The organism is Paradesertivirga mongoliensis (assembly GCF_024436395.1).
GTDB classification, from domain to species: domain Bacteria; phylum Bacteroidota; class Bacteroidia; order Sphingobacteriales; family Sphingobacteriaceae; genus Paradesertivirga; species Paradesertivirga mongoliensis.
The window spans coordinates 1,271,029-1,291,923 of the sequence record NZ_JAFMZO010000001.1; the positions used below are offsets into that span (position 1 = coordinate 1,271,029).

16 protein-coding genes are annotated in these 20,895 nt (G+C 41.8%); 12 read left to right on the plus strand and 4 right to left on the minus strand.

The window, feature by feature from the left end:
- Positions 1 to 108 precede the first annotated feature (108 nt).
- From J3P43_RS05270 to porN, 7 genes are all read left to right on the plus strand, one after another.
- Positions 109 to 2,646 carry a PAS domain S-box protein gene (locus J3P43_RS05270; RefSeq protein WP_255899965.1) on the plus strand — a complete coding sequence of 846 codons (2,538 nt, stop codon included), beginning with the start codon at positions 109 to 111 and terminating at the stop codon, positions 2,644 to 2,646.
- Between the two features lie 94 nt (positions 2,647 to 2,740).
- Complete coding sequence (locus J3P43_RS05275; protein ID WP_255899967.1) at positions 2,741 to 3,754, plus strand: DUF4271 domain-containing protein; 1,014 nt, start codon at positions 2,741 to 2,743, stop codon at positions 3,752 to 3,754.
- 3 nt (positions 3,755 to 3,757) lie between these two features.
- Complete coding sequence (locus tag J3P43_RS05280; protein ID WP_255899969.1) at positions 3,758 to 4,525, plus strand: uroporphyrinogen-III synthase; 768 nt, start codon at positions 3,758 to 3,760, stop codon at positions 4,523 to 4,525.
- Between the two features lie 197 nt (positions 4,526 to 4,722).
- A complete protein-coding gene (gene porK / locus J3P43_RS05285) occupies positions 4,723 to 6,036 on the plus strand; it encodes a T9SS ring complex lipoprotein PorK/GldK (protein WP_255899971.1) in 1,314 nt (437 codons plus the stop codon).
- 56 nt (positions 6,037 to 6,092) lie between these two features.
- Entirely contained in the window at positions 6,093 to 6,914 is an 822-nt protein-coding gene (gene porL / locus J3P43_RS05290) for a type IX secretion system motor protein PorL/GldL (RefSeq protein WP_255899974.1), read from the plus strand.
- 42 nt (positions 6,915 to 6,956) lie between these two features.
- Positions 6,957 to 8,489: a type IX secretion system motor protein PorM/GldM gene (gene porM, locus J3P43_RS05295; protein ID WP_255899976.1), complete on the plus strand. Its 1,533-nt coding sequence runs from the start codon at positions 6,957 to 6,959 to the stop codon at positions 8,487 to 8,489.
- A gap of 7 nt (positions 8,490 to 8,496) precedes the next feature.
- A complete protein-coding gene (gene porN / locus J3P43_RS05300) occupies positions 8,497 to 9,363 on the plus strand; it encodes a type IX secretion system ring subunit PorN/GldN (RefSeq protein ID WP_255899978.1) in 867 nt (288 codons plus the stop codon).
- A 37-nt stretch (positions 9,364 to 9,400) separates the two neighbouring features.
- Here porN and uvrC read toward each other — a convergent pair whose 3' ends face one another.
- From uvrC to ade, 4 genes are all read right to left on the minus strand, one after another.
- A complete protein-coding gene (gene uvrC, locus J3P43_RS05305; protein WP_255899980.1) occupies positions 9,401 to 11,254 on the minus strand; it encodes an excinuclease ABC subunit UvrC in 1,854 nt (617 codons plus the stop codon).
- Positions 11,255 to 11,270: 16 nt separating this feature from the next.
- Entirely contained in the window at positions 11,271 to 13,595 is a 2,325-nt protein-coding gene (locus tag J3P43_RS05310) for a penicillin-binding protein 1A (protein WP_255899983.1), read from the minus strand.
- A gap of 1 nt (position 13,596) precedes the next feature.
- Positions 13,597 to 16,377: a type IX secretion system periplasmic lipoprotein PorW/SprE gene (porW, locus tag J3P43_RS05315; protein ID WP_255899985.1), complete on the minus strand. Its 2,781-nt coding sequence runs from the start codon at positions 16,375 to 16,377 to the stop codon at positions 13,597 to 13,599.
- A gap of 116 nt (positions 16,378 to 16,493) precedes the next feature.
- Positions 16,494 to 18,131 (minus strand): adenine deaminase, encoded by a 1,638-nt coding sequence (gene ade, locus J3P43_RS05320; protein ID WP_255899987.1) that lies wholly within the window; start codon positions 18,129 to 18,131, stop codon positions 16,494 to 16,496.
- Positions 18,132 to 18,149: 18 nt separating this feature from the next.
- On the opposite strand from ade, the gene J3P43_RS05325 reads away from it, so the two are divergent.
- The 5 genes from J3P43_RS05325 (at position 18,150) to J3P43_RS05345 (ending at position 20,867) form a co-directional block, all read left to right on the plus strand.
- Positions 18,150 to 18,443, plus strand: coding sequence for an AtpZ/AtpI family protein (locus J3P43_RS05325; RefSeq protein WP_255899989.1), 294 nt, complete (start codon positions 18,150 to 18,152; stop codon positions 18,441 to 18,443).
- Positions 18,440 to 18,847, plus strand: coding sequence for a hypothetical protein (locus J3P43_RS05330; RefSeq protein WP_255899991.1), 408 nt, complete (start codon positions 18,440 to 18,442; stop codon positions 18,845 to 18,847). Before J3P43_RS05325 ends, J3P43_RS05330 begins: the two co-directional genes overlap by 4 nt.
- Positions 18,844 to 19,992: a F0F1 ATP synthase subunit A gene (gene atpB / locus J3P43_RS05335; RefSeq protein WP_255899993.1), complete on the plus strand. Its 1,149-nt coding sequence runs from the start codon at positions 18,844 to 18,846 to the stop codon at positions 19,990 to 19,992. Before J3P43_RS05330 ends, atpB begins: the two co-directional genes overlap by 4 nt.
- Positions 19,993 to 20,023: 31 nt before the next feature.
- On the plus strand, positions 20,024 to 20,239 hold the full coding sequence (gene atpE, locus J3P43_RS05340) for an ATP synthase F0 subunit C (RefSeq protein WP_255899995.1): 216 nt from the start codon (positions 20,024 to 20,026) through the stop codon (positions 20,237 to 20,239).
- A 118-nt stretch (positions 20,240 to 20,357) separates the two neighbouring features.
- Positions 20,358 to 20,867: a F0F1 ATP synthase subunit B gene (locus J3P43_RS05345; protein WP_255899998.1), complete on the plus strand. Its 510-nt coding sequence runs from the start codon at positions 20,358 to 20,360 to the stop codon at positions 20,865 to 20,867.
- Positions 20,868 to 20,895 lie beyond the last annotated feature (28 nt).

Sequence of the window (20,895 nt, forward strand, 5' to 3'; positions counted from 1 at the left end):
CTTACGATTTAACGTAAGGATGTTTAAATGTAGAGGAGAATTTTTCTTTCTTTTCTACGTTCATTTATTCTCAAACAGGAAGCCGTCTTCCTCAGGATCGTTGTATGTATGAATTTAAATGCGGTGGAGTTTCTTGACCTGTCCCAGGAATTATTTTGTGTTTTAGGAACCGATGGTTATCTCACCAGAGTAAACAGGGCATTTCAGGAAGCTGTGGGCTATTGCGCAAGCGAATTGCAATCGGAGCCTTTTGTGCATTTTCTTCATAAGGACGACAGGGTTAGCTTTCGGTCTTATTGCAAAGCGCTTGAGTCAGGCCTTACGGTAGCTGTTCACGAGAATCGGTTCCACTGTGCCGATGGTTCCTGTAAATGGTTTTCATGGAAGGGTGCCAAACCAGCGACAGAAAATTGCATCTATGCATTCATACGCGATGTTTCTGATCAGAAACATCTGGAAGAGCAATTACAAAGGGAGTTGCAAACTAATCGGGATATTTTCGATTCATTGCCTGATATGGTTTGCAGTTTTGACAGTCAGGGTATTTTCCTGTCGGTGAACCAGGCATCTGAAAGGATATTGGGGTATAGCCCGGAAGAAATGTTGGGCCGGTCTTTTATTGAATTCCTTCATCCTGCCGACAAAGAAATTACCCTAAACACAGAGTCTGATCTTTTAGCCGGGATTGAGTTTACCAATATAGAGAACCGTTACATGCATAAAAATGGTTCAATCGTTTGGATGGCCTGGTCCTCTGTTTGGTCAGCAGAACGCCAGACTTACTATGGCATAGGCAGGAATGCTGCAGAAAGGAAGAAGCGTGAAGATGAGATTAAGTTCAATGAAAAACGATATAAAGAATTAGTGCAAACCGGCTCTGATGTAGTGGTTATTTTAGACATCAAAGGAGTTTGTTTGTACACCAGTCCGAGCGTTACCAACGTTTTAGGTTACGATCCTCAATTTCTGACGGGCATGCAGATGTGTACGCTTATTCACCCTGACTATCAGCCAATAATAGAAACCGCCGTAAAAACAGTCTCCCAGCAGTTTCGGGTGGAGCTGCCTTTGTTTAAATTCAAAAACGCAAAGGGCGAATGGCGCTGGATTCAGACAATCCTTACTAATCTGATAAATGAAGATACGATAAACGGGATTGTAGCCAATTCAAAAGACGTTACCGAACAAATAGGGGTTGAAGAACAAAAGGAGAAAGCCATTAGCCGAGTCAAAAATCTGATAGAAAATTATACTCAGGGCTATTTCAGTTTGGATAAAGACTGGGTAATTAAAGAAGTCAACCCGGCAACAATCAAGCTCTTGAACATGCCCGAAGAAATGCTGTTAAATCAGTCTTTAAGTAATTTGTTCCCCAATCATGAGTCTAATTTTTATAAACAATATGAAATAGCGGTCAGAGAGAACCGTTTTGTTGAATTCGAAGAAAAGATGTTCAGCTCTAACCGCTGGTTCCAGATTGCTGCTTATCCTTATGAAGGCGGACTGACAGTGTTTTTTAAGGAGATTACTGCCGAGAAACTTCAGCAATTGCTTGTTAATCTCGAGAAGGACGTTTTAGAGTTCTACATCGGCGGGAAGACTACTTTACAGGAAACCGCAAATTGTTATTTACATGGATTAGCAGACATCTACAATTTCAAATGTTTTTTAAGCCTCTACGATAGAAATAAATGCTTATTAGTGCCATTTTCTGCTCCTGGATTGCCCTCAGAATATCTTGACCCGCTTCAGGAAGGCTTCGCTATCGCTCCCGACATGGGCTCGTGCGGGGCTGCCGCGTTTGCAAAGGAGCTTTGTATTGTGAGGGATATTTCGACTCATCCTAATTACGGCCCTTTTAAGGAAGCTCTAATCAAAAACGATTTGCGTTCTTGCTGGTCGCTTCCGCTGATTGATGCTTCTGATAAGTTATTGGGTACGCTTGCAGTCTATCATAATATCGTTAAAACTCCTGATGATCAGGAAAAAGATTTAGTGAAGCGGGTAGGCGCCTTTTTACAGATCCTGATCGAAAGTCACCAGGTCAAGCAGAATCTACTAGTCAGCAACGACCGTTATAAATACATCTCATTGGCAACTCAAGACGCTACTTACGACTGGAACCTGCTGAATGAATACATTTATTGGGGAGAAAGCACCCAAAAACTCTTCGGCTACACCGAGAAAAAATGTAAAATAGGTGATTGGGAGTACCGTCTTCACCCGGCAGAGCGGCTTGCTATAAATAAGTCTCTTGATGATGCTCTCAACGATCCTGAAATAACCTATTGGCATCAGGAATACCGCTATAGACGCGCCGACGGATCCTACGCTTTTGTGAGTGAGGACGGATATATTTTGAGAGACCAGAACGGGAGCCCTGAGCGAATGGTGGGAGCTTTAAAAGATATTTCAAAGCTGAAAGAAAGCGCACATCAGATTTTAAAGCAAAACAAACGCCTGCAGGAAATCGCAACCATAAACTCTCATCATATTCGAAAGCCTCTGGCTAATATACTCGGGATCATTCACGCCTTAAAAGGAGCGGAGGAAGAGCATATGTCTGAACTTTTATCGCTGCTCGAACAAAGCGGCGACGAACTGGATAAAATCGTAAGAAAGATCGCCAAGAAAACGCTTGTCTGATATTGCAGGTTCACTTGTTGAATTATGTTAGGAAAACCAGATTATAATCAGGTTATTTGCACAAAAAGCTGAATAAAGGTAATTCGCTCGGTTAATGTTTAGAAAAGGCTTTGTTTTCTTTATAATGTTTGTGCTTGCCGGCTTGGGTTCTGTTGCTCAAACCGATTCATCTTTTAACCGCCTGCCTACAAGATCAGCACCTCAATATAGACGGCCTGTCTTCCGAGATTCCGCATCCCTTGCCAGATGGCAGGCCGAAAAAGATTCGATCAGGCGGGTAAAAGACTCGTTAAAAGCGGTTGGCGATTCCCTGAGTATGGTATGGTTAAAGCGCCCTGATCCTAACAGGCCTAACCAATTTCTCGACAGCCTAATTGAAGTTTATTCGATCAAAGATCTCAATTTCCAGGTCTGGTCTAAAAGGTTTCCAAAAAAAGCAGATCGTTACGACAAAGGTAAGCCCAGGGCGAGAGGTGAACTTTGGATTATTGCCTTTGTGTTTATTCTGCTTTTCTGCTTCGCCTTATTGAAAAATGCTTTTTCGAAGGAGCTGTCTGCAATTGTTCAGGCCTTTTACAGCAACCGGGTTCTCGGTCAGATTAACAAAGAGGAGAAGTTTTTTAATTCCTGGCCCTTTATCTTCCTGTACCTTCTGTTTGGTTTTACCATTGGTATGTTTCTTTATCAATGTGGTAAATATTTCCAAATATCCTACAATTACAGTGGCTTTGGATGGTTCTTGCGCCTTTCTTTAATTGTGATTGTTTTATTTACCGCTAAAATCGTTATTCTCCGTGTGTTAGGCTTTTTGCTCGATGCCGGTAAAATCGCCAAAGAGTATATCTCTATTCTGATCTTAAGCTACTTTAACGCCGCCTTGCTCTTTCTGCCAATTGTTATTGCGTTTTGTCTCACTCCCGCCAGATTCGCTCCCGTTTATATTTATTTGTCATTCATTTTAATAGGCTGCATCTTCTTGTTTCAATTTCTGCGGGCGGCAACCAATATTCTAACAAATTACCGCTTTCCGATAATATATTTAATTTTCTATCTTTGTGCCCTCGAAATTTGCCCATTATTAATTCTAATAAAAGCTCTTAGGTTTTAAAATATGCAATCAACAGACGCAAGAAAAAAGAAGGTGAAGAGTATCCTGGTAACCCTGCCAAAGCCAGAAACAGAGAAGTCGCCTTATTATGATCTCGCGAAGAAATTCAATGTAAAGGTTGATTTCAGATCATTTATACATGTTGAAGGCGTTCCTGCAAAGGATTTTCGCAAAGACAAAATTAACTTTGCTGATTATACTGCCGTAATTTTCACCAGTAAAAATGCTGTTGATCATTTCTTCCGCGTATGTGAAGAAATGCGATATGACGTTCCTGCCGAGATGAAATATTTCTGCCTGTCCGAAACCATTGCATTATATCTCCAGAAATATATTCAATACAGAAAGCGCAAGATCTTTTTTGGTAAACAAACCGCCAGCGATCTGGCCGAGGTGTTGAAAAAGCACGCAGCAGAACGATTCCTTTATCCTTGTTCTGATGTTGCTGCCGAAGAGACTCAAAAATTTTTACAGGAGCACGGCTACAATTTTACCCAGGCAGTTTTATTCAGAACTGTATGCAGTGATCTTTCTGATCTTGCAGAGGTTTTTTATGATGTGATTGTTTTCTTCAGCCCCTCAAGTGTTCAGTCGCTGTATAAAAACTTCCCTACTTTTGAGCAAAATAATACCCGTATTGCCGCATTTGGGGTAAGTACTCAAAAGGCAATTACCGAACGTAACCTTATTGTTGATATCCCGGCACCCACGCCGCTGGCGCCAAGTATGACCATGGCGATTGAGCAATATATCAAGCAGGTGAATAAATAAACCCCTTCGTATTTAAAAAAAAATCATTTTTTCGGTAACATTTCCTTAGGCAATAGCGTAACAGGATATCTGAAACTTATGGCTTATAACAGATTAATACTGAAAAATTCCTAAGTTTACTGTTGAATTTAATTTTTAATAAATATTTTTATTACCAATAATTTCAAAGTTAAAAAGAAGGTATGCCTTTAAATACAATGAAAAAACTTTACGTTATCGCTCTCATTATCACTACGGCCTTCTTCTACGGATGCGGAAGAGGATCGGGTGGGGAACTTGTTGGTGTTAAAACCAAGAAGGTTCCAACAAAAACCATTCCGTTAGGTATGGTCTATATTCCTGCCGGAACGTTCGTAATGGGACAGACCGACCAGGATATAACCTTTGCTCAAATTGCACAAAACAAACAGGTAACCGTTCAGGCCTTTTATATGGATGAAACGGAGATCACTAATAGCGAATATCGTCAGTTTGTGAACTGGGTGAGAGACTCGATCGCTATTAAAGATTATCTGCAGGATCCTCAATATTTCATCAAGCCTAAAAAAGGCGCTGCTGCAGATCCGGGTGCACCTCAGTATATTGACTGGAAAAAAGCGGGAAATATCTGGAGCAACAAAAAAGGTTCGGCTGGAAATGCTGCGAAATTGCAGGACATGTATTACCAGGGCCCCGACCGTGTTTTTGACCGTAACGAGATCGATGTTCGCAAATTAAAATACCATTTCGCTATCATGAAATTAAGGGAAGCTGCTAACAACCGTGGTGTTAAAGGCAGAACCCGTTCAGATAATATTCTACGCGATACCGTGGCTATCTATCCGGATACATTGGTTTGGCTTGCCGACTTTGCATATGCTCAAAATGAGCCACTAACTCAGGGGTATTTTTCTCATCCCGCTTTTAAAGACTATCCTGTTGTGGGAGTAACATGGCGTCAGGCTCGTGCATTCACCGTATGGAGAACGCAGTTATATTCGGCATATGCTCAAAGTAAGAAGTTGCCGCCGTACACCCGTGCAGATTATATGCTGCCAACGGAAGCTGAATTTGAATATGCAGCAAGAGGGGGCAGAATAGGAAACGATTATCCCTGGGGTGGTCCGTATATAAGAAATGCAAAAGGCTGTTTAATGGCTAACTTCAAGCCCGGCCGCGGAAATTACATCGACGATGGCGGACCGTTTACAGTTAACGTAAAATCATATTTCCCTAACGACTTTGGTTTGTATAACATGGCAGGAAATGTGGCCGAGTGGACTTCATCCGCGTTCGACGAATCTGCATCAACGTTTACGCACGACTTAAACCCTACCTTAAACTATGAGGCGAAAGCCGACGATCCTGAGGTACTAAAACGTAAAACTGTACGTGGCGGCTCGTGGAAAGACATCGGATATTTTTTACAAAACTCAAAAAGTACTTACGAATATCAGGACACCGCTAAATCCTATATCGGTTTCCGTTGTGTAACTGCATATCCTGGAAGAGATATCAGGGACAAAAAATAGACTCAAAAACATACAATCTAAATTTTAATCTAGTAACATTCTCAATCAAAACTTTTATGGCTGGCAAATCATCTTTTAAAATGGAACCCCTTCACACGGCAATTTCTTGGGGAGCAAGTGTGGTAATTATTGGAGCATTATTTAAAATCCTTCACTTAGGTGGAGTTTGGGGTAACTATATGATCGGCGCCGGTTTAGGTGTAGAGGCCTTTCTTTTCTTCTTAACAGGATTTTTTGCGCCGCCAAAGGATCCGGCATGGCACAAAGTATATCCAGAATTGGCTGACGAGTTTGATGGCGAACTTCCAAAGTCAACCGCTCGTGCTACCGTAGCTAGCTCTGCTGCAGCTCCTTCGTCTACTGCTGCATTAGATAAAATGCTTGAGGACGCTAAAATTGGTCCTGAATTAATCGAAAGCCTGGGAACTGGTTTAAGAACCTTTGGTGATAAGGTTGCTACTATTTCAAACGTGGCGGACGCATCTACTGCGACAAACGACTTTACAAACAAGGTAAAAACTGCAAGTGCAAGTTTTGATAATTTGAGCGTATCTTTTGATAAAGCATCTGCCAACTTACAGGAGATGGCAAATTCAAATATTGATTCAAAGGCTTATCACGATCAGGTAAATAACCTTGCTAAAAACCTGTCTGCACTAAATGCAGTATACGAACTTGAATTGCAGGATTCCAGCGCTCATCTTAAATCAATGAACAAATTCTACCAGAATCTTTCATTAACCATGCAGAACTTTAACGAGTCAATGGATGATTCTAAACAATTTAAAGAAGAAGTTAACCGTTTGGCTAAAAATCTTTCTTCTCTAAATGCTGTGTACGGAAACATGCTTTCCGCTATGAATCAGCCACGTGTTTAATTACTAATTGTTTAATTGATTAAAGAAAAATCTAAATAGCGCATGGCTGGAGGTAAAGAATCTGCAAGGCAGAAGATGATTAATATCATGTATTTGGTATTACTCGCGATGCTTGCATTAAACGTTTCGGACACAATATTGAATGCCTTTAAGAACATCAATGATAGTTTGATGGCATCAACAACGAATGTGGAAGCGAGCATAAGTCAGTTAATGACTTCATTTGAAAATACAAAATTAAAAGAACAACCCGATAGGGCGAAGCCTTTATACGACAAAGCAAAACAAGCTTTAGCGATAGGTGAAGATTTGAATAAATACATTGAGAACCTTAAAAAGGAATTCACAACAGCTGGTCAGGGTATAGATCCTGAAACTGGCGATCTTGTAGAACGTTCAAATCAGGATATTGCTCCGGGTATAATGATTAACCAGAAGAAAGGTGCTGCGTTGAAAGCTAAAATCAACGAGACGGATGCGAAACTTAGGGCATTAGTTGATCCTAAGGAACGCGGCGGACTTACCTTCTCTTTAACAGCAACTGATCCGACAGAACGGGTGAATGGTGTAAAGAAATCATGGGAAGAAGTGAATTTTGGAGAAGGAACTCCATTAACAGCGGCGATGACCATTTTAAGCAAGATACAAACCGACGTAAAAAATGCTGAATCGGATGTGATCAAGAGACTTCTTGGTAACCTCGATAAAGCACCGGTAATTCTTGATAAATTCTCAGCTGTTGCTGTGGCTCCGTCTTCTTACATTATCGCTGGTCAGCCATATACCGCCGAGGTGTTTTTAACCGCTTATGATTCGCAGGCTAGCCCGCAAATCACTATTAACGGTTCCAATATTTCTGTTAGAGACGGAAAGGGGATTTATAATGTTCCTACTAGTCGCGAAGGTATATTTTCTTATAAAGGGTCAATCACTTTAAGACAGGCCGACGGAACATTCAAATCATATCCTTTACCAGAGCAGAAATACCAGGTTTCACGCCCATCAGCGGTGGTATCACCTACGGCAATGAACGTGTTTTATATTGGTGTTCCTAATCCCGTTTCCATCTCTGCTCCTGGTATCCCTAAAGAAAATTTACGGGTGAGTATGAATGGTGGAAGTATTTCTGGCTCAAATGGAAACTATACAGTCCGAGTTAGTTCTGCAGGAACAGCAAAGGTAAATGTATCGGCAGAAATTAATGGTAAAGTACAGAGTATCGGTACACAGGAGTTTCGTGTTAAACGTATTCCCGATCCCGTACCGCAGTTTGCTGGAAAAACGAGTGGAGCTTTAAGTTCCGTTGCTATAAAAAGTCAAAATACTGTATTTGCGAAGCTACTTAATTTTGATTTTGATGCTAAATTCACAGTCACGTCGTTTACTTTAATAATTCAAAGAAAGGGTTCAGATGCTCAGGTTTTAAAAGCTTCAGGCAGTTCATTGACTCCTGATATGCAGAAGGCGATGAGGCTTGTTGTACCTGGGTCAAGAGTGTTTTTTGAAGATGTGGAGGCCGTGGGACCGGACGGTGCTAAACGCATGATCGGTGCTATTGCATTAAGTGCTAACTAATAAGATTATGAAAAGATTATTATTTCTGTTATTGCCTTTGTTGTGTGGAGCGAGTGTTTTTGCACAGGAGCCAAATTTGGGTAATTCAACTAAACCGATCCAAAAGGAAAAGCCGCTTGACGGACACTACAAGGCAGATAATCTTGCAAACGCAAAGGTTACACCTTATGCCAACCTGCGGGAGGCTGATGTAATGTACCGTAAACGAGTGTACAGAGAGATTGATTTGCGCGAAAAGATGAACCGTATCTACGCTTCACCTAAAGCTCGGTTAATAGATATGATCATGGATGCTATCACTTCGGGTGAAATGACAGCTTACGCACATCCTATAGGCGGAAATCCCGACGAGAATGAATTCACCACTATCTTAAAGCCTGAAGAGGCCATGGCAAAATTTGCGGATAGCGTGGTGATTCAGCAATATGATGCTAACGGAGACCCGATCGGGAACGGATCAAAAGTTGCCGGGGAGTTTAACCCGGACAGTATTGTGAAATTTCAAATTAAAGAAGACTGGATTTTCGACAAACAGCGTTCTGTATATGAACCTAGAATTATCGGTATTGCGCCAATGGTGAAGATCAAGGCAGCCGGTCAGGATTTAGGCGAGCAGCCTGCATTCTGGATCTACTTCCCTGAAGCACGCCACACTTTTGTAACCAAGGAGGTGATGAGCAGATCAAACGATGCAACCGGCTTGAGCTACGATGATATCTTTATGAAGCGTATTTTTAGCAGTTATATCGTTAAGGTGTCGAATCCGGATGATCTTCGGATTAAAGACTACGCTCAGGGTATTGATAAGCTTTATGAAGCCGAGCGTATTAAAAAGGAATTGATCGATTACGAACACGATTTGTGGTCGTATTAAGACCATGTCAAATATCAGACCTATAAGGTTTCAAAGTTTATAGGTCTTCTTTAACTTCATAATCCTCTGCTAATTCGGCAGGGGATTTTTTGTTAATATCAAAATAGGTGATAACGGCTTGAGCCTGTTTGGTGTTGACAATTTTCCGCAGTTCTTCTTCACTTGCTTCCCTTACCTTTTTAACTGATTTAAAATGCTTCAATAAATTATGGGAAGCTGTTTTACCAATGCCAGGAATCCGCTCGAGTTCAGTTACCAGAGTCCCCTTATTGCGTTTATTACGATGGAAGGTTATGCCAAATCTGTGCGCTTCGTCCCTTAATTGTTGAATGATCTTAAGCGTCTCAGACTTTTTATCCAGATACATGGGATATTGATCGCCCGGATAAAAGAGTTCTTCGAGCCGCTTCGCTATACCGATTACTGTGAGCTGGCTTTCAATCCCCAGTTGTTTCAGGCTTTTCATGGCCGACGACAGTTGTCCTTTTCCACCATCGATGATTACCAGTTGCGGTAACGGTGTTCCTTCTTCCAGCATCCGTCTGTAGCGTCTAAAGACTGCTTCTTCCATGGTAGCGAAGTCGTTTGGCCCTTCGACCGTTTTCACGTTAAAATGGCGATAGTCTTTTTTGGAAGGCTTGGCATCTTTAAATACAACGATTGCAGACACGGGGTATTTGCCCTGGAAGTTAGAGTTGTCGAAACACTCAATATGGCGTGGTAGTTGATTTAAGCGAAGATCTTTCATCATCTGGCTTAGCAAACGTTCTGTCCTTACTTCGGGATTTAGTTTTTCGTATTGATCCAGCTTTTCACGTTTGAAAAAGGCCACATTCTTCTGTGACAAATCAAGCAGCTTCTTCTTTTCGCCTAATTTTGGAACCGTAAACTTAATTTTAGGGTCGTCTAACTCAAGTTCAAACGGAACTATAATTTCTTTTGATGTACTGTTAAAGCGACTTCTGAATTCGGAAATTGCAATCGACAGCAAGTCTTCATCTGTTTCATCCAAACGTTTCTTTATTTCAAGCGTCTGCGTTTGGATAACCGTGCCATTCATCACCTTAAGATAATTCACAAAGGCGTGTTTTTCGTCGGTGGCGATGTTGAACACATCAACATCCGAGATTGAGGAGTTTACAATAGTAGACTTGCTCTGATATTTTTCGAGCAGGTCAAATTGCCTTTTCAGGCGGTGTGCCTGTTCAAAGTTCAGCTCCGAAATAGCTTGTTCGAGCTCTGCTTTAAGTTTCCTTATTACTACGCCCGTCTTCCCGCTAAGGATATCTTTGATGTCTTCAATGGCCTTGTCGTAGTCTTGTTCGTCCTGATAAGCCTGGCACGGACCTTTGCAATTCCCAATTTGATATTCAAGGCAGACTTTGAACTTCCCGGCTGCGATGTTTTCGCTGCTTAGCGGCAAATTACAGGTGCGCAGAGGGTACAATTCCTTAACGAGATCGAGAATGGTATGCATCATGCTGATAGATGCATAAGGCCCCAAATATTTCGAGCCATCTTTAATAATATTCCTGGTCCAGTAAATCCGTGGGAAACGCTCATTTTTAATGACAATCCATGGGTAGGTTTTGTCGTCTTTCAACAACACATTATACCTTGGCTGATGCTTTTTGATAAGGCTGTTTTCGAGCAGCCAGGCATCGATCTCGGTATCGACAATGGTGAAAGTAATGTTCGCTATTTTACTAACCAGAACCCTGGTTTTTGCATTAATGCGATAATTGTCTTTATTGAAGTAAGAGCTAACGCGATTCTTAAGGTTTTTAGCCTTACCGATATAAATTAATTCACCAGCCGCATCCCAGTATTGGTAAACGCCCGGTTTAGGGGGTATTTTACGAATAGCCTCGCGGTGATCGAACTTTTCCATAGCCGGGTGATCGAATCTAAGGTTTTGGACCGACAGGCTTTGCCGAAGGATTTACAGGCTTTGCAGGAACAGGGGCTGGCTTGGTTATAGTGCCAAGCGGTTTTGCCGGAGTCACCAAAGAATCTGCACCCGCTGGGGGTGCATAAGCTTCGCAATTTAGGGCGATACTAACTCCGCCTTGAGGTGCTTCAAAGTCGCCTTTGGTATATTTTAGTTTTGAGTCAGCGTAGACCTTCTGCATATAAATTGCGAACACCGGTAGTGCCGAATTTGCACCTTCTCCCTGATTAGTAGAAGAGAAATGTATCGCCCTGTCTTCTGCACCGGTCCAAACGCCTGTAACCAATTCGGGGGTGATACCAACAAACCATCCATCAGAGTTATTTTGCGTTGTGCCTGTTTTACCTCCAATGGGATTGTTAAGTTTGTATCTATAACGCAGTCTGACGCCTGTGCCATTTTGAACCACCCCTTTCAGCATATCAACCATTACATACGCTACCTGCTGATTTAATACTTCGCGAACCTGAGGTTTGTTCTCATATAAAATATTGCCGTTTTTATCTTCCACCCTCAATAAATAAATTGGTTCAGTCCATACACCGTGGTTCACAAAAGTTGAATAAGCGCCAACCATATCGTATAAACTTGCGTCGAAGGCTCCTAAACAAATGGAAGGATAAGCCGGCACATCGGAGGTGATTCCCATTTTTTTAGTAAGGGTAGCTACGGCGGTGGGTCCAACCTCTTTCATCATATAAGCGGTGATCCAGTTTTCTGAATGTGCTAATCCGGTTTTAAGGGTCAATGCTCCTGGTCTAGGATTATGGGCTCTTGGGGTATAAGGTTCGCCGTAACCAGTGATAGTTACGGGTTCATTAAGGACTTTGTAGCAAGGCGAATAGCCTTCGTTTATAGCGACTGCATACGTAAAAGGCTTAGCGGTTGAACCCACCTGGCGAGTTCCCATTTTCACCTGATCGTATTTGAAATGTTCGAAGTCAATTCCGCCTACCCATGCCCGTACATAGCCGGCATTGGGACCTGTAGGTTCCATCGACATTAAGGCGTTTCGAAGCAACAACTTATAATATTTTATCGAATCCATCGGAGTCATAACGGTATCGATATCCCCTTTCCAGCTATAAATGCTCATCTTGGCGGGCGTTTTAAAGTTCTTTAGAATATCTCCTTCTGTTAAACCTTCTTCGCGGAGCTGCTGATATCTGTCTGAACGCTTTAAGCCTTGTTCGAGTACTTTTTCTGCTTCCTGAAATTTAAAAGGGTTTCTGCCTCTCCATGAGCGGGTAAATTCTCTCTGAAGCTGGGAAATGTACTCTCTCTGGGCTTCCTCAGCATACCGTTGCATGCGGGAGTTGATTGTGGTATAAATCTTTAAACCATCCCGATCCAGGTCATAAGGCGTGCCGTCTGCCTTCTCAATTTCTTGTTCCTGGAAGATTTTTTGAATGTCTTTTTTCAAAACCGCTCTGAAATAAGCGGCTCTGCCCACTGTATGATCTACCGGATTAAACCGCACCACCAAAGGTTTCTGTTTTAATTCTTCGGTATCACCATCGGTGAGAAAACCTGCTTTGTTCATGTTATTGAGAACAGTGTTGCGTCTTTGCAGCGAACGTTCGGGATTTCTGATCGGATTGTATAAGCCTGTTCCTTTTAACATTCCGATTAAAACTGCAGCTTCTTCGGGCTTCAACTTATCAGGCGTGGTGTCGAAGTACGTTTGGGCTGCGGCCTTAATTCCGTAGCTGTTGTATGCGCCAAAGTCAACGGTGTTGAGATACATCGTTATGATCTCTTCTTTGGTGTATTGGCGTTCAAGTTTTATAGCAGTTATCCATTCCTGTAATTTTTGGATGATCCGTTTAAATGGATTCCGGGCCCTGCCTTCATCAGAGAAGAGATTCAACGCCAGCTGTTGGGTTATCGTACTTCCGCCTTGTTTATTTCCAACAAGGTTATAAAACAGGATGGTAAAGGTTCGTTTAAAATCTATACCCGAATGATTATAAAAGCGGATATCTTCCGTGGCAATTAATGCATTGAGAACGTTCGGGGAGATTTCATCATATTTGATGTTGGACCGGTTCTGAACAAAATAATTCCCTAATACAACGCCATCATCGGATATAATTTCTGAAGCCAGGTTACTTTTGGGGTTTTCGAGGTCTTTAAACGTGGGCAACGCGCCAAACAATCCAAGCCCAATGCTAAAGAGTAAAATTATACCAAAGGAGATGCAGCCGATGACGATTTTCCAGAATGTTACGGTATAGCGGCTCAGTTCCTGTTTTGTTAATGCGGTATTCTTCTTCTGCATGTTAGTTGCTGGACTTATAAAACTCAGTATATGAATCTATTAATTGCCTGTTTTTTAGTTTTTCCAGGCTTTCTTTGGTGATAACGAAGGTAGTATATTGATCTGCAGGAACCTTCATAATATCTTTCAAAACCGGACTTATCGTATTTTCGTACGATTTCGCCTCCTCAAAGGTCTGAAAAGTTCCAATGAAAATTAACTGATTTTCATTATTTACCTCCTGTAACTGGTGTCGCAGGGGTACTCCCTGATAACGGGTTCTATTGAACTGCCCAATTCCAAAGCGGGAGGAACTCAAATTTGGACGCGGGTCGGTTACGTTAATCACAAGGTAATATTCGGCCGCACCGGGTAAACTAAACGGGCTGCTTGAAGTGGCAGCGGGAATATTTGCCGATTGAGCTGCCGGAGTGTTCGTTTCCGGACCGGCTGCTGTGTTCTGTTGTGCGGTGGCGTTTGCTTGCGGTGTGTTCTGTTGCGGAGTAGCCGTTTGTACCGGGTTGGTTTGAATAGCAGTCCGCTGCGCTTGCTGAACTTCGGGCTCCTCCACAAAGGATGGCCTGTTCGGGTCGAAGTTCAGTAACGCAGTATTCCTTGCAGCCAGCATCAAGCGATTTGCCTCAATATATTGTAAATGTTCTCTGGCCAGTGGAGTTATTAAAGAGTCGTTTGGATAAGCGGTAATTAACTGATTAAGCGCATTCTCAAACGCCGGTAATTTTTGAGTGTGGCCCACGGCCAGCGTATTGAGGTAAGCTAATTGCGGAGATAACTTATTATTACTGTAGAGCTCTTCTATCCTTTTAATACCGCTTAATACTTCAGGGTATTTCTGTTCTGAGTACAAGCCGAATACATGATTGTAAGCTGTATTAAGCGCACGCTCTTTTTCATCCTCTTCACGAGAGTAGTTAGGATCGCGAATAGCTTTAGCAAAAGGTGAATCCGGAAATTTAGAAAGAATCAATTCCTTGTACATGTTTGATCTTTCCATATTCCCGGGTTGGTAAAGCCTGTACAAATTGTAGTATACAGGTAAGGTATAAGAGCTTTGAGGCGAGTGCTTTAAAAGGTCTTCGTATGTTCTGATGGCGGTTTTGTCGTCTCTCAGTTCATCTTTGTAAAAATTACCGATGTCGTAATAGGCTTCTGCTACGCGCTGATTGGACAACTGCATTAAGGGCTCTGTTAAAGGCAGGTTATTTAAATAATTCTGACGGATAACCTCAGGGTCAAGCGTATTCGTGCCTGCGGTGAGGGTGGCCCCGATCGGTACATCCGGATCCGTAGACATGCTCTGAGTGCTTTCTGCAGCCGTTTTCGAAACCCGGCGCCAGTTGTCTTCGAGGCGTCTGTTTCCCCAGCGACGTTTAAAGTCTGAGAATCCTTGTCCGATAGCTGCGGTATTGTTGAAATAAAATTTGCCTTCTGTCGAACTCGCGGCAGCCGCGTTATCAATACCTGCAATGAGGTTGTTTACGGGTGTTTGCTGGTTTACCTGATTTAAGGCTCGTTCGGTTTGCTGGCGTACGATTTCTCCGATGCGTTCTTCACGCTGCGCATCTGTTAAACGCGCAAGCGTTTGCAAGGTATCTTCTCTCGCAATAATTTGGTAGCGCTTAGCCAGCAGGTCTAGATTGCTGCCTTTCTTTCTGATCAGATCGTAGCCCGGATATTTTGGAGAGAGTGTGCTGACTGTGCTGTCATAGTAAGCTTTAGCCCTCACGTAGTCGGCGTTGTCGAAGTAAAAATCGGCAAGCTTGAGGTATGTGATGCCCTTTTGATTCAGATTCGTAGTACTGCTCCGGATAGAGTTATTATAATTATCGATAGCTTCTTCAATCTGATTGTTCTCAAAGTGAATATTTGCAATATGATAATAGATCTGGTCTGTAAAGTCTTTGTTCTTATCCTGTCTCAGTAAAGATTTCAGGCGCGTGATTCGGTCTACATCTTTCCCGCTTTGTTCATCCTCAATCCGAATCCGGTTCAAATTAGCATTGAATGCCATTTCAAATGGGGCATTGCTCTTTACAACAGCGGTAAAGTTGTTATAAGCATCGGTATATTGTCCTCTTTCGTCCTGAAGCTGAGCAAGAATGTATCTCCAGCGAATTTCATTTTGCTTGCTGCTTCCTGCGTCAAGAGCGTTTTTTAATGCATTAATGGCCTCGTTCTCTTTTCCTGTCGTAATCAGAAGTTGTGCCTGTGTGGCGTAAACTTCTGCCCGTGTCTTCCTGGAAGTTTCGATATATTTCAATGCAGTGTCTACTGTATTGGATGCTTCTGCGATGTTTTCTAATTGTAACAACGCGCGGGCCTTCCAAACCAGAGATTCCTGACGAATATCGTGTTCCTGTGGGTAGTTCTCCTTTAAATAGCTAAAATATTCGGCGGCATTAAAAAACTGCGATTTTAAGTAATTTGCTTTCGCCACAAGCAGGTATGCATCGTCAACGTAATGACTATGCAGTTTTTCGTTGACTATAACTGTGGCTTTTTTGATGATAGAATCGAGGTTGGTAACCTCTCCGGCCGATAGACTTTCTGAAGGCTCCTTATAAATGGTTAACAACTGAGCATAATTATCAATATAACCGCTCTCAATGTTTCTTATACTTTGAGACAAAAGGATATTGGCATTATAGATGACATTATACTTTGCAGTGAGGTTTTGCATTCCACGACTGGCGACCGAATCTTTTGGGGAAATACAACTCGTGTATATTCCGGTTAAACCAAGAAAGGCGCAGATGAAAATTGATAGAAATTTTGATTTCAAGGCCGGATTTAATTTGACTTAATACATTAACAAGCTCTTTGCAAAATTATTATCTCAGGCTGGTTATGTCTTTAAGCTTGTTTAATAATCTTCCAAATATAAACTATTGACGGGTTTTATTCAGAACATTCTAGCTTCGTAAACTCAAACTTTTCCCCGTCAAAAAGGCCGAGATCGCTAAGTTTTAACGAGGGAATCACCAGGAGTGCCATAAAAGACAGACTCATAAAGGGTGAAGACAATTTACATCCCAGCTGCTTCGCGAACAGATCTATGGATGTGTACAGATCTGCAACTTCGTGTCCGTTTTTTGTAGTCATAATCCCGCCCACTGGCAAAGGCAAAACCTTGGCTTCTGTATCAGATACCGCTGATATTCCCCCTTTACAAGATATAATATGGTTGACGGCCTTTGTAATTAACTCGTCGGAAGTGCCTACGGATATAATATTATGCGAATCGTGGGCTATGGAAGACGCAATAGCGCCGTTCTTAAGTCCGAAGTTCTTAATAAATGCAACAGCAGGAGGGGCGTCTTTATAACGATTTTTTACAATGATTTTTAATATATCATTGTCGGAGTCCGATTCAATAAAGCCATCTTTTATAAACGCGTCGACTTCAAGCCTGTTTGTGATCAGCTGTCCATCGAGGGCCTCTATGACCGCTATTCTGGAGCCCGAAGCGTTTACTTTAATTTCTGTCGGCTCAATCGGATTGCAGTTGAAATTATTAATAGCCTCCGCGTTCAGGGGTTTGATAAGCGATTCTCCATCAGAAGCAACCAGGCAGCCATTTATATAGGTCTCTTTAATGTTGAAGTCATCAAGGTTGTCTACTACAATAAAATCCGCAGAATCGCCTTCTTTTAATAGGCCCACATCAAGTTTATAATGCTTAGCCGGATTTATGCAAGCCGCCTTCAATGCTTTGAATAAATCAACACCTCCGTCAAGAGCTCTTTTGACGAGCTGATTGATATGTCCAAGTAACAGACTATCGGGATGTTTATCGTCAGAACAGAACATGACAGAATCCTCATGGTCGTTCAGCAGGTCGATCAGCGCATCAAAGTTCTTTGCTGCGCTTCCTTCTCTGATTAGGATTTTCATTCCAAGTTCTAATTTGTTGAGTGCTTCTTCCCTGGTGAAACATTCATGATCTGTACTGATGCCTGCGGCAATGTATTGAGCAGCCTTTTCGCCCCTTAGGCCAGGTGCATGACCGTCGACGGGTTTGTTGTATTTCTGAGCTATTTTTATTTTTTCATAAACAAGCGGATCGTTGAATAATACTCCCGGCCAGTTCATCATTTCGGCCAGATACTTTATTTTGTCTGATTTTAAGAGTTCTTCAACTTCGTCGACCGAAATTTCAGCTCCGGCGGTTTCGAAGGTCGTGGCAGGAACGCAAGACGGAGCACCGAAATAGAACTTGAAAGGCACTTGTTCACCGTTTTTAATCATGAAGTTCACGCCCTCAATGCCGCATACGTTGGCGATTTCATGGGGGTCAGAAATTGTAGCTACGGTGCCATGAACAACGGCCATCCGGGCAAATTCGGAGGGCACCAGCATGGAGCTCTCTATATGTACATGCGCGTCGATGAAGCCTGGCAGGATGTACTGATCGGTGGCCTGACTACTTTCTGCAATGTTATTTATGTGCCCATTAATAATGGTTACCGTTCCCGGGTAAATCCTTTTATTGATAATATCTACTATTTGCCCGCTTACTGCTCTGCTGTCAATCATTACTATACATATTAATGTATGAACGATAAAAGTACTACTTTTGAAAATTATTCATCTAAGCGTATGTCTGATAACGAACCAGAAAAAGGTAAACCAATTCCTGCACGCAAGGGCTTACTTAATAGCTACGCCAAATATTCTGCTATGGGTTTTCAGATGTTTCTGGTGATCGGAGTATTCACTTACGCCGGATATAAGATCGACGAGCGGCGGCAAGCGAAAACGCCTTTAGCGACTGCTTTTCTGAGTTTGGCGGGCGTTTTTATTGCCTTGTATCTTATTATTCGTTCAATAAGGAGGATTAAGTCGTGAGTTGGAAGCATTTTATTGCAATTTTTTCATGTTTGGTGGTGGTTTCAGGGCTTGTTGCGTGGTTTTTTGAACATAAAAATGCCGATGATGTTATTTTAGTTCCTAAATTTTGGGTGATTTTTGGTTTTTTATCTGGGTTGACAATTATTGCCTACGGAATATCTGTTTTTGGAATCAAAAATGGGGGCGAAAACTCTGTTTATATTATTATGTCGGCCATAGTAATTAAGCTGCTTTTTAGTATGATGTTTGTTGCGGTTTACTTGCTGAAATTCAGGGTAAATAGCCTGTTTTTTGCCCTCGAATTTTTTTCTTTATATTTCTTATTCACGTCCTTTGAAGTTTATGCACTGTTGCGTAACTTGCGCCACCAAAATAAAACGGAAAAAACTCGAAATAAATGACGTTTACCCACATTTTGAATTCAAAAAAAATTAGATTTAGTGCTGTTTTAGCGTTTATTTTAGTTTTTGTTAGCCTGAATGTCTCGTCGCGAGCTCAGGAAGCGGCACCTCACACGCTTGCTGATACTACTTTTTCTTCAACTGTTGAAAGTGATGCACATATAGCAGGTACGGAACATACTGAAGGGGATGGAGAGCACGAAAAGTTCGATCCAACCTCAGCTATTATGGAACACATTGCCGATTCGCATTATTGGCATTTGTGGGGGCACACTTCTTTACCTCTTCCTGTTATTCTTTTTACAGATAAAGGTGCGGAGGTTTTTTCTTCTTCTCAATTTCATCATGGCGAGCAGGCATATCAGGGGAAGCACTATACTTATAAGCTTATAGAAGACAAGATCTTTGCGGTAAACAGTGGTGGCGAAATTGACAAATCGGCCTCGTCTAATGTATATGATTTTTCCATAACAAAAAATGTTGCGGCTATCTGGCTTGCTGTTATTTTGTTGATTCTAATATTTACTTCTGTTTCAAGGGCTTACAAAAAGCGCGAAGGTATGGCTCCAAAAGGTTTCCAATCGCTAATTGAACCTGTTATTCTATTTGTACGCGACGAGATTGCCAAACCAAACATTGGTTATAAGTACAATAAGTTTATGCCTCTGTTATTAACCATGTTCTTTTTTATATGGATAAATAACTTGCTTGGACTATTTCCGTTATTCCCGGGAGGGGCGAACGTAACCGGTAATATCTTTATGACTTTTGTTCTGGCTTTTATCACTTTGCTGGTAACTAACCTGAACGGAAACAAATATTACTGGAAGCATATCTTATTGCCAGACGTACCATGGTGGTTGTACCCGATTATGATTCCGGTAGAAATCATTGGTGTAATCTCTAAGCCTTTTGCGTTGATGATTCGTTTATACGCTAACATCTCAGCGGGACACATTATCGTACTCAGCTTAATTTCGTTGATCTTTATTTTTAAGTCGTTGGCAATAGCGCCGGTATCTGTAGCTTTCGTGTTATTCATGGATGTTTTGGAGTTGCTGGTTGCGTTTCTGCAGGCGTTTATTTTTACCATGCTTACAGCTTTGTTCATTGGAACAGCGGTTGACGAGCATGCACATCATTAGTCTCATTTTTAACTATATAAATTAAACAATTATGGTAGGTTCAATCGCTGCAATAGGTGCAGGTTTAGCAGTTATCGGTGCTGGTATCGGTATCGGTCAGGTTGGTGGAAAAGCTATGGAAGGTATTTCTCGTCAGCCAGAAGCTGCTTCAAAAATTCAAACAGCTATGATCATCGCTGCAGCCCTTGTAGAAGGTGTTGCTTTATTCGGTGTGGTAGTTGCATTGTTGGGTAATAACCCACAATAAGAATTCAGAGCCCGGAGGCAGACGATTGGTCTTCCTCCGGCTCTTGTTATTGAATTTAATTTGAATAACCCTGGAGTTTAATTGATAGTTAAGCTTCTCGAAGATAGATTATATTAAAATGGAAGAATTGTTCGAAGGTATTTTAAATCACCATTTAGGATTTGTGGTTTGGGCAACGGTAGCGTTTTTGCTTCTTTTAATTTTATTAAAAACGTTTGCCTGGAAACCAATATTAGGTGCTATCCATGAGCGTGAGCGCTCGATAGAAAACGCTCTTGAGTCTGCCCGAATGGCTAAAGAGGAAATGCAAAGCCTGATAAGCGAAAACGACGCGTTGTTGAAAGAAGCGCGTGCGGAACGCGATCTTATCTTAAAGGAAGCAAAAGAGCTTAAAGATAAAATGATAGCCGAAGCAAAATCAACTGCACAGGCTGAAGGTGCGAAAATGCTTGAAAAAGCGCAGGCTGAAATTGATTCACAAAAAGCAGCAGCGGTAGCTGAGATTAAAGGTCAGGTTGCTGAACTTTCGTTACAGATTGCCGAAAAAGTTTTACGCCAGCAAATGGCTGATAAGAGCAAACAGGAAGCCTTGGTTTCTGACTTGCTGCAAGATGTTAAATTAAACTAAAGCCTGGATTCGCAGGTTTTTGAATTTT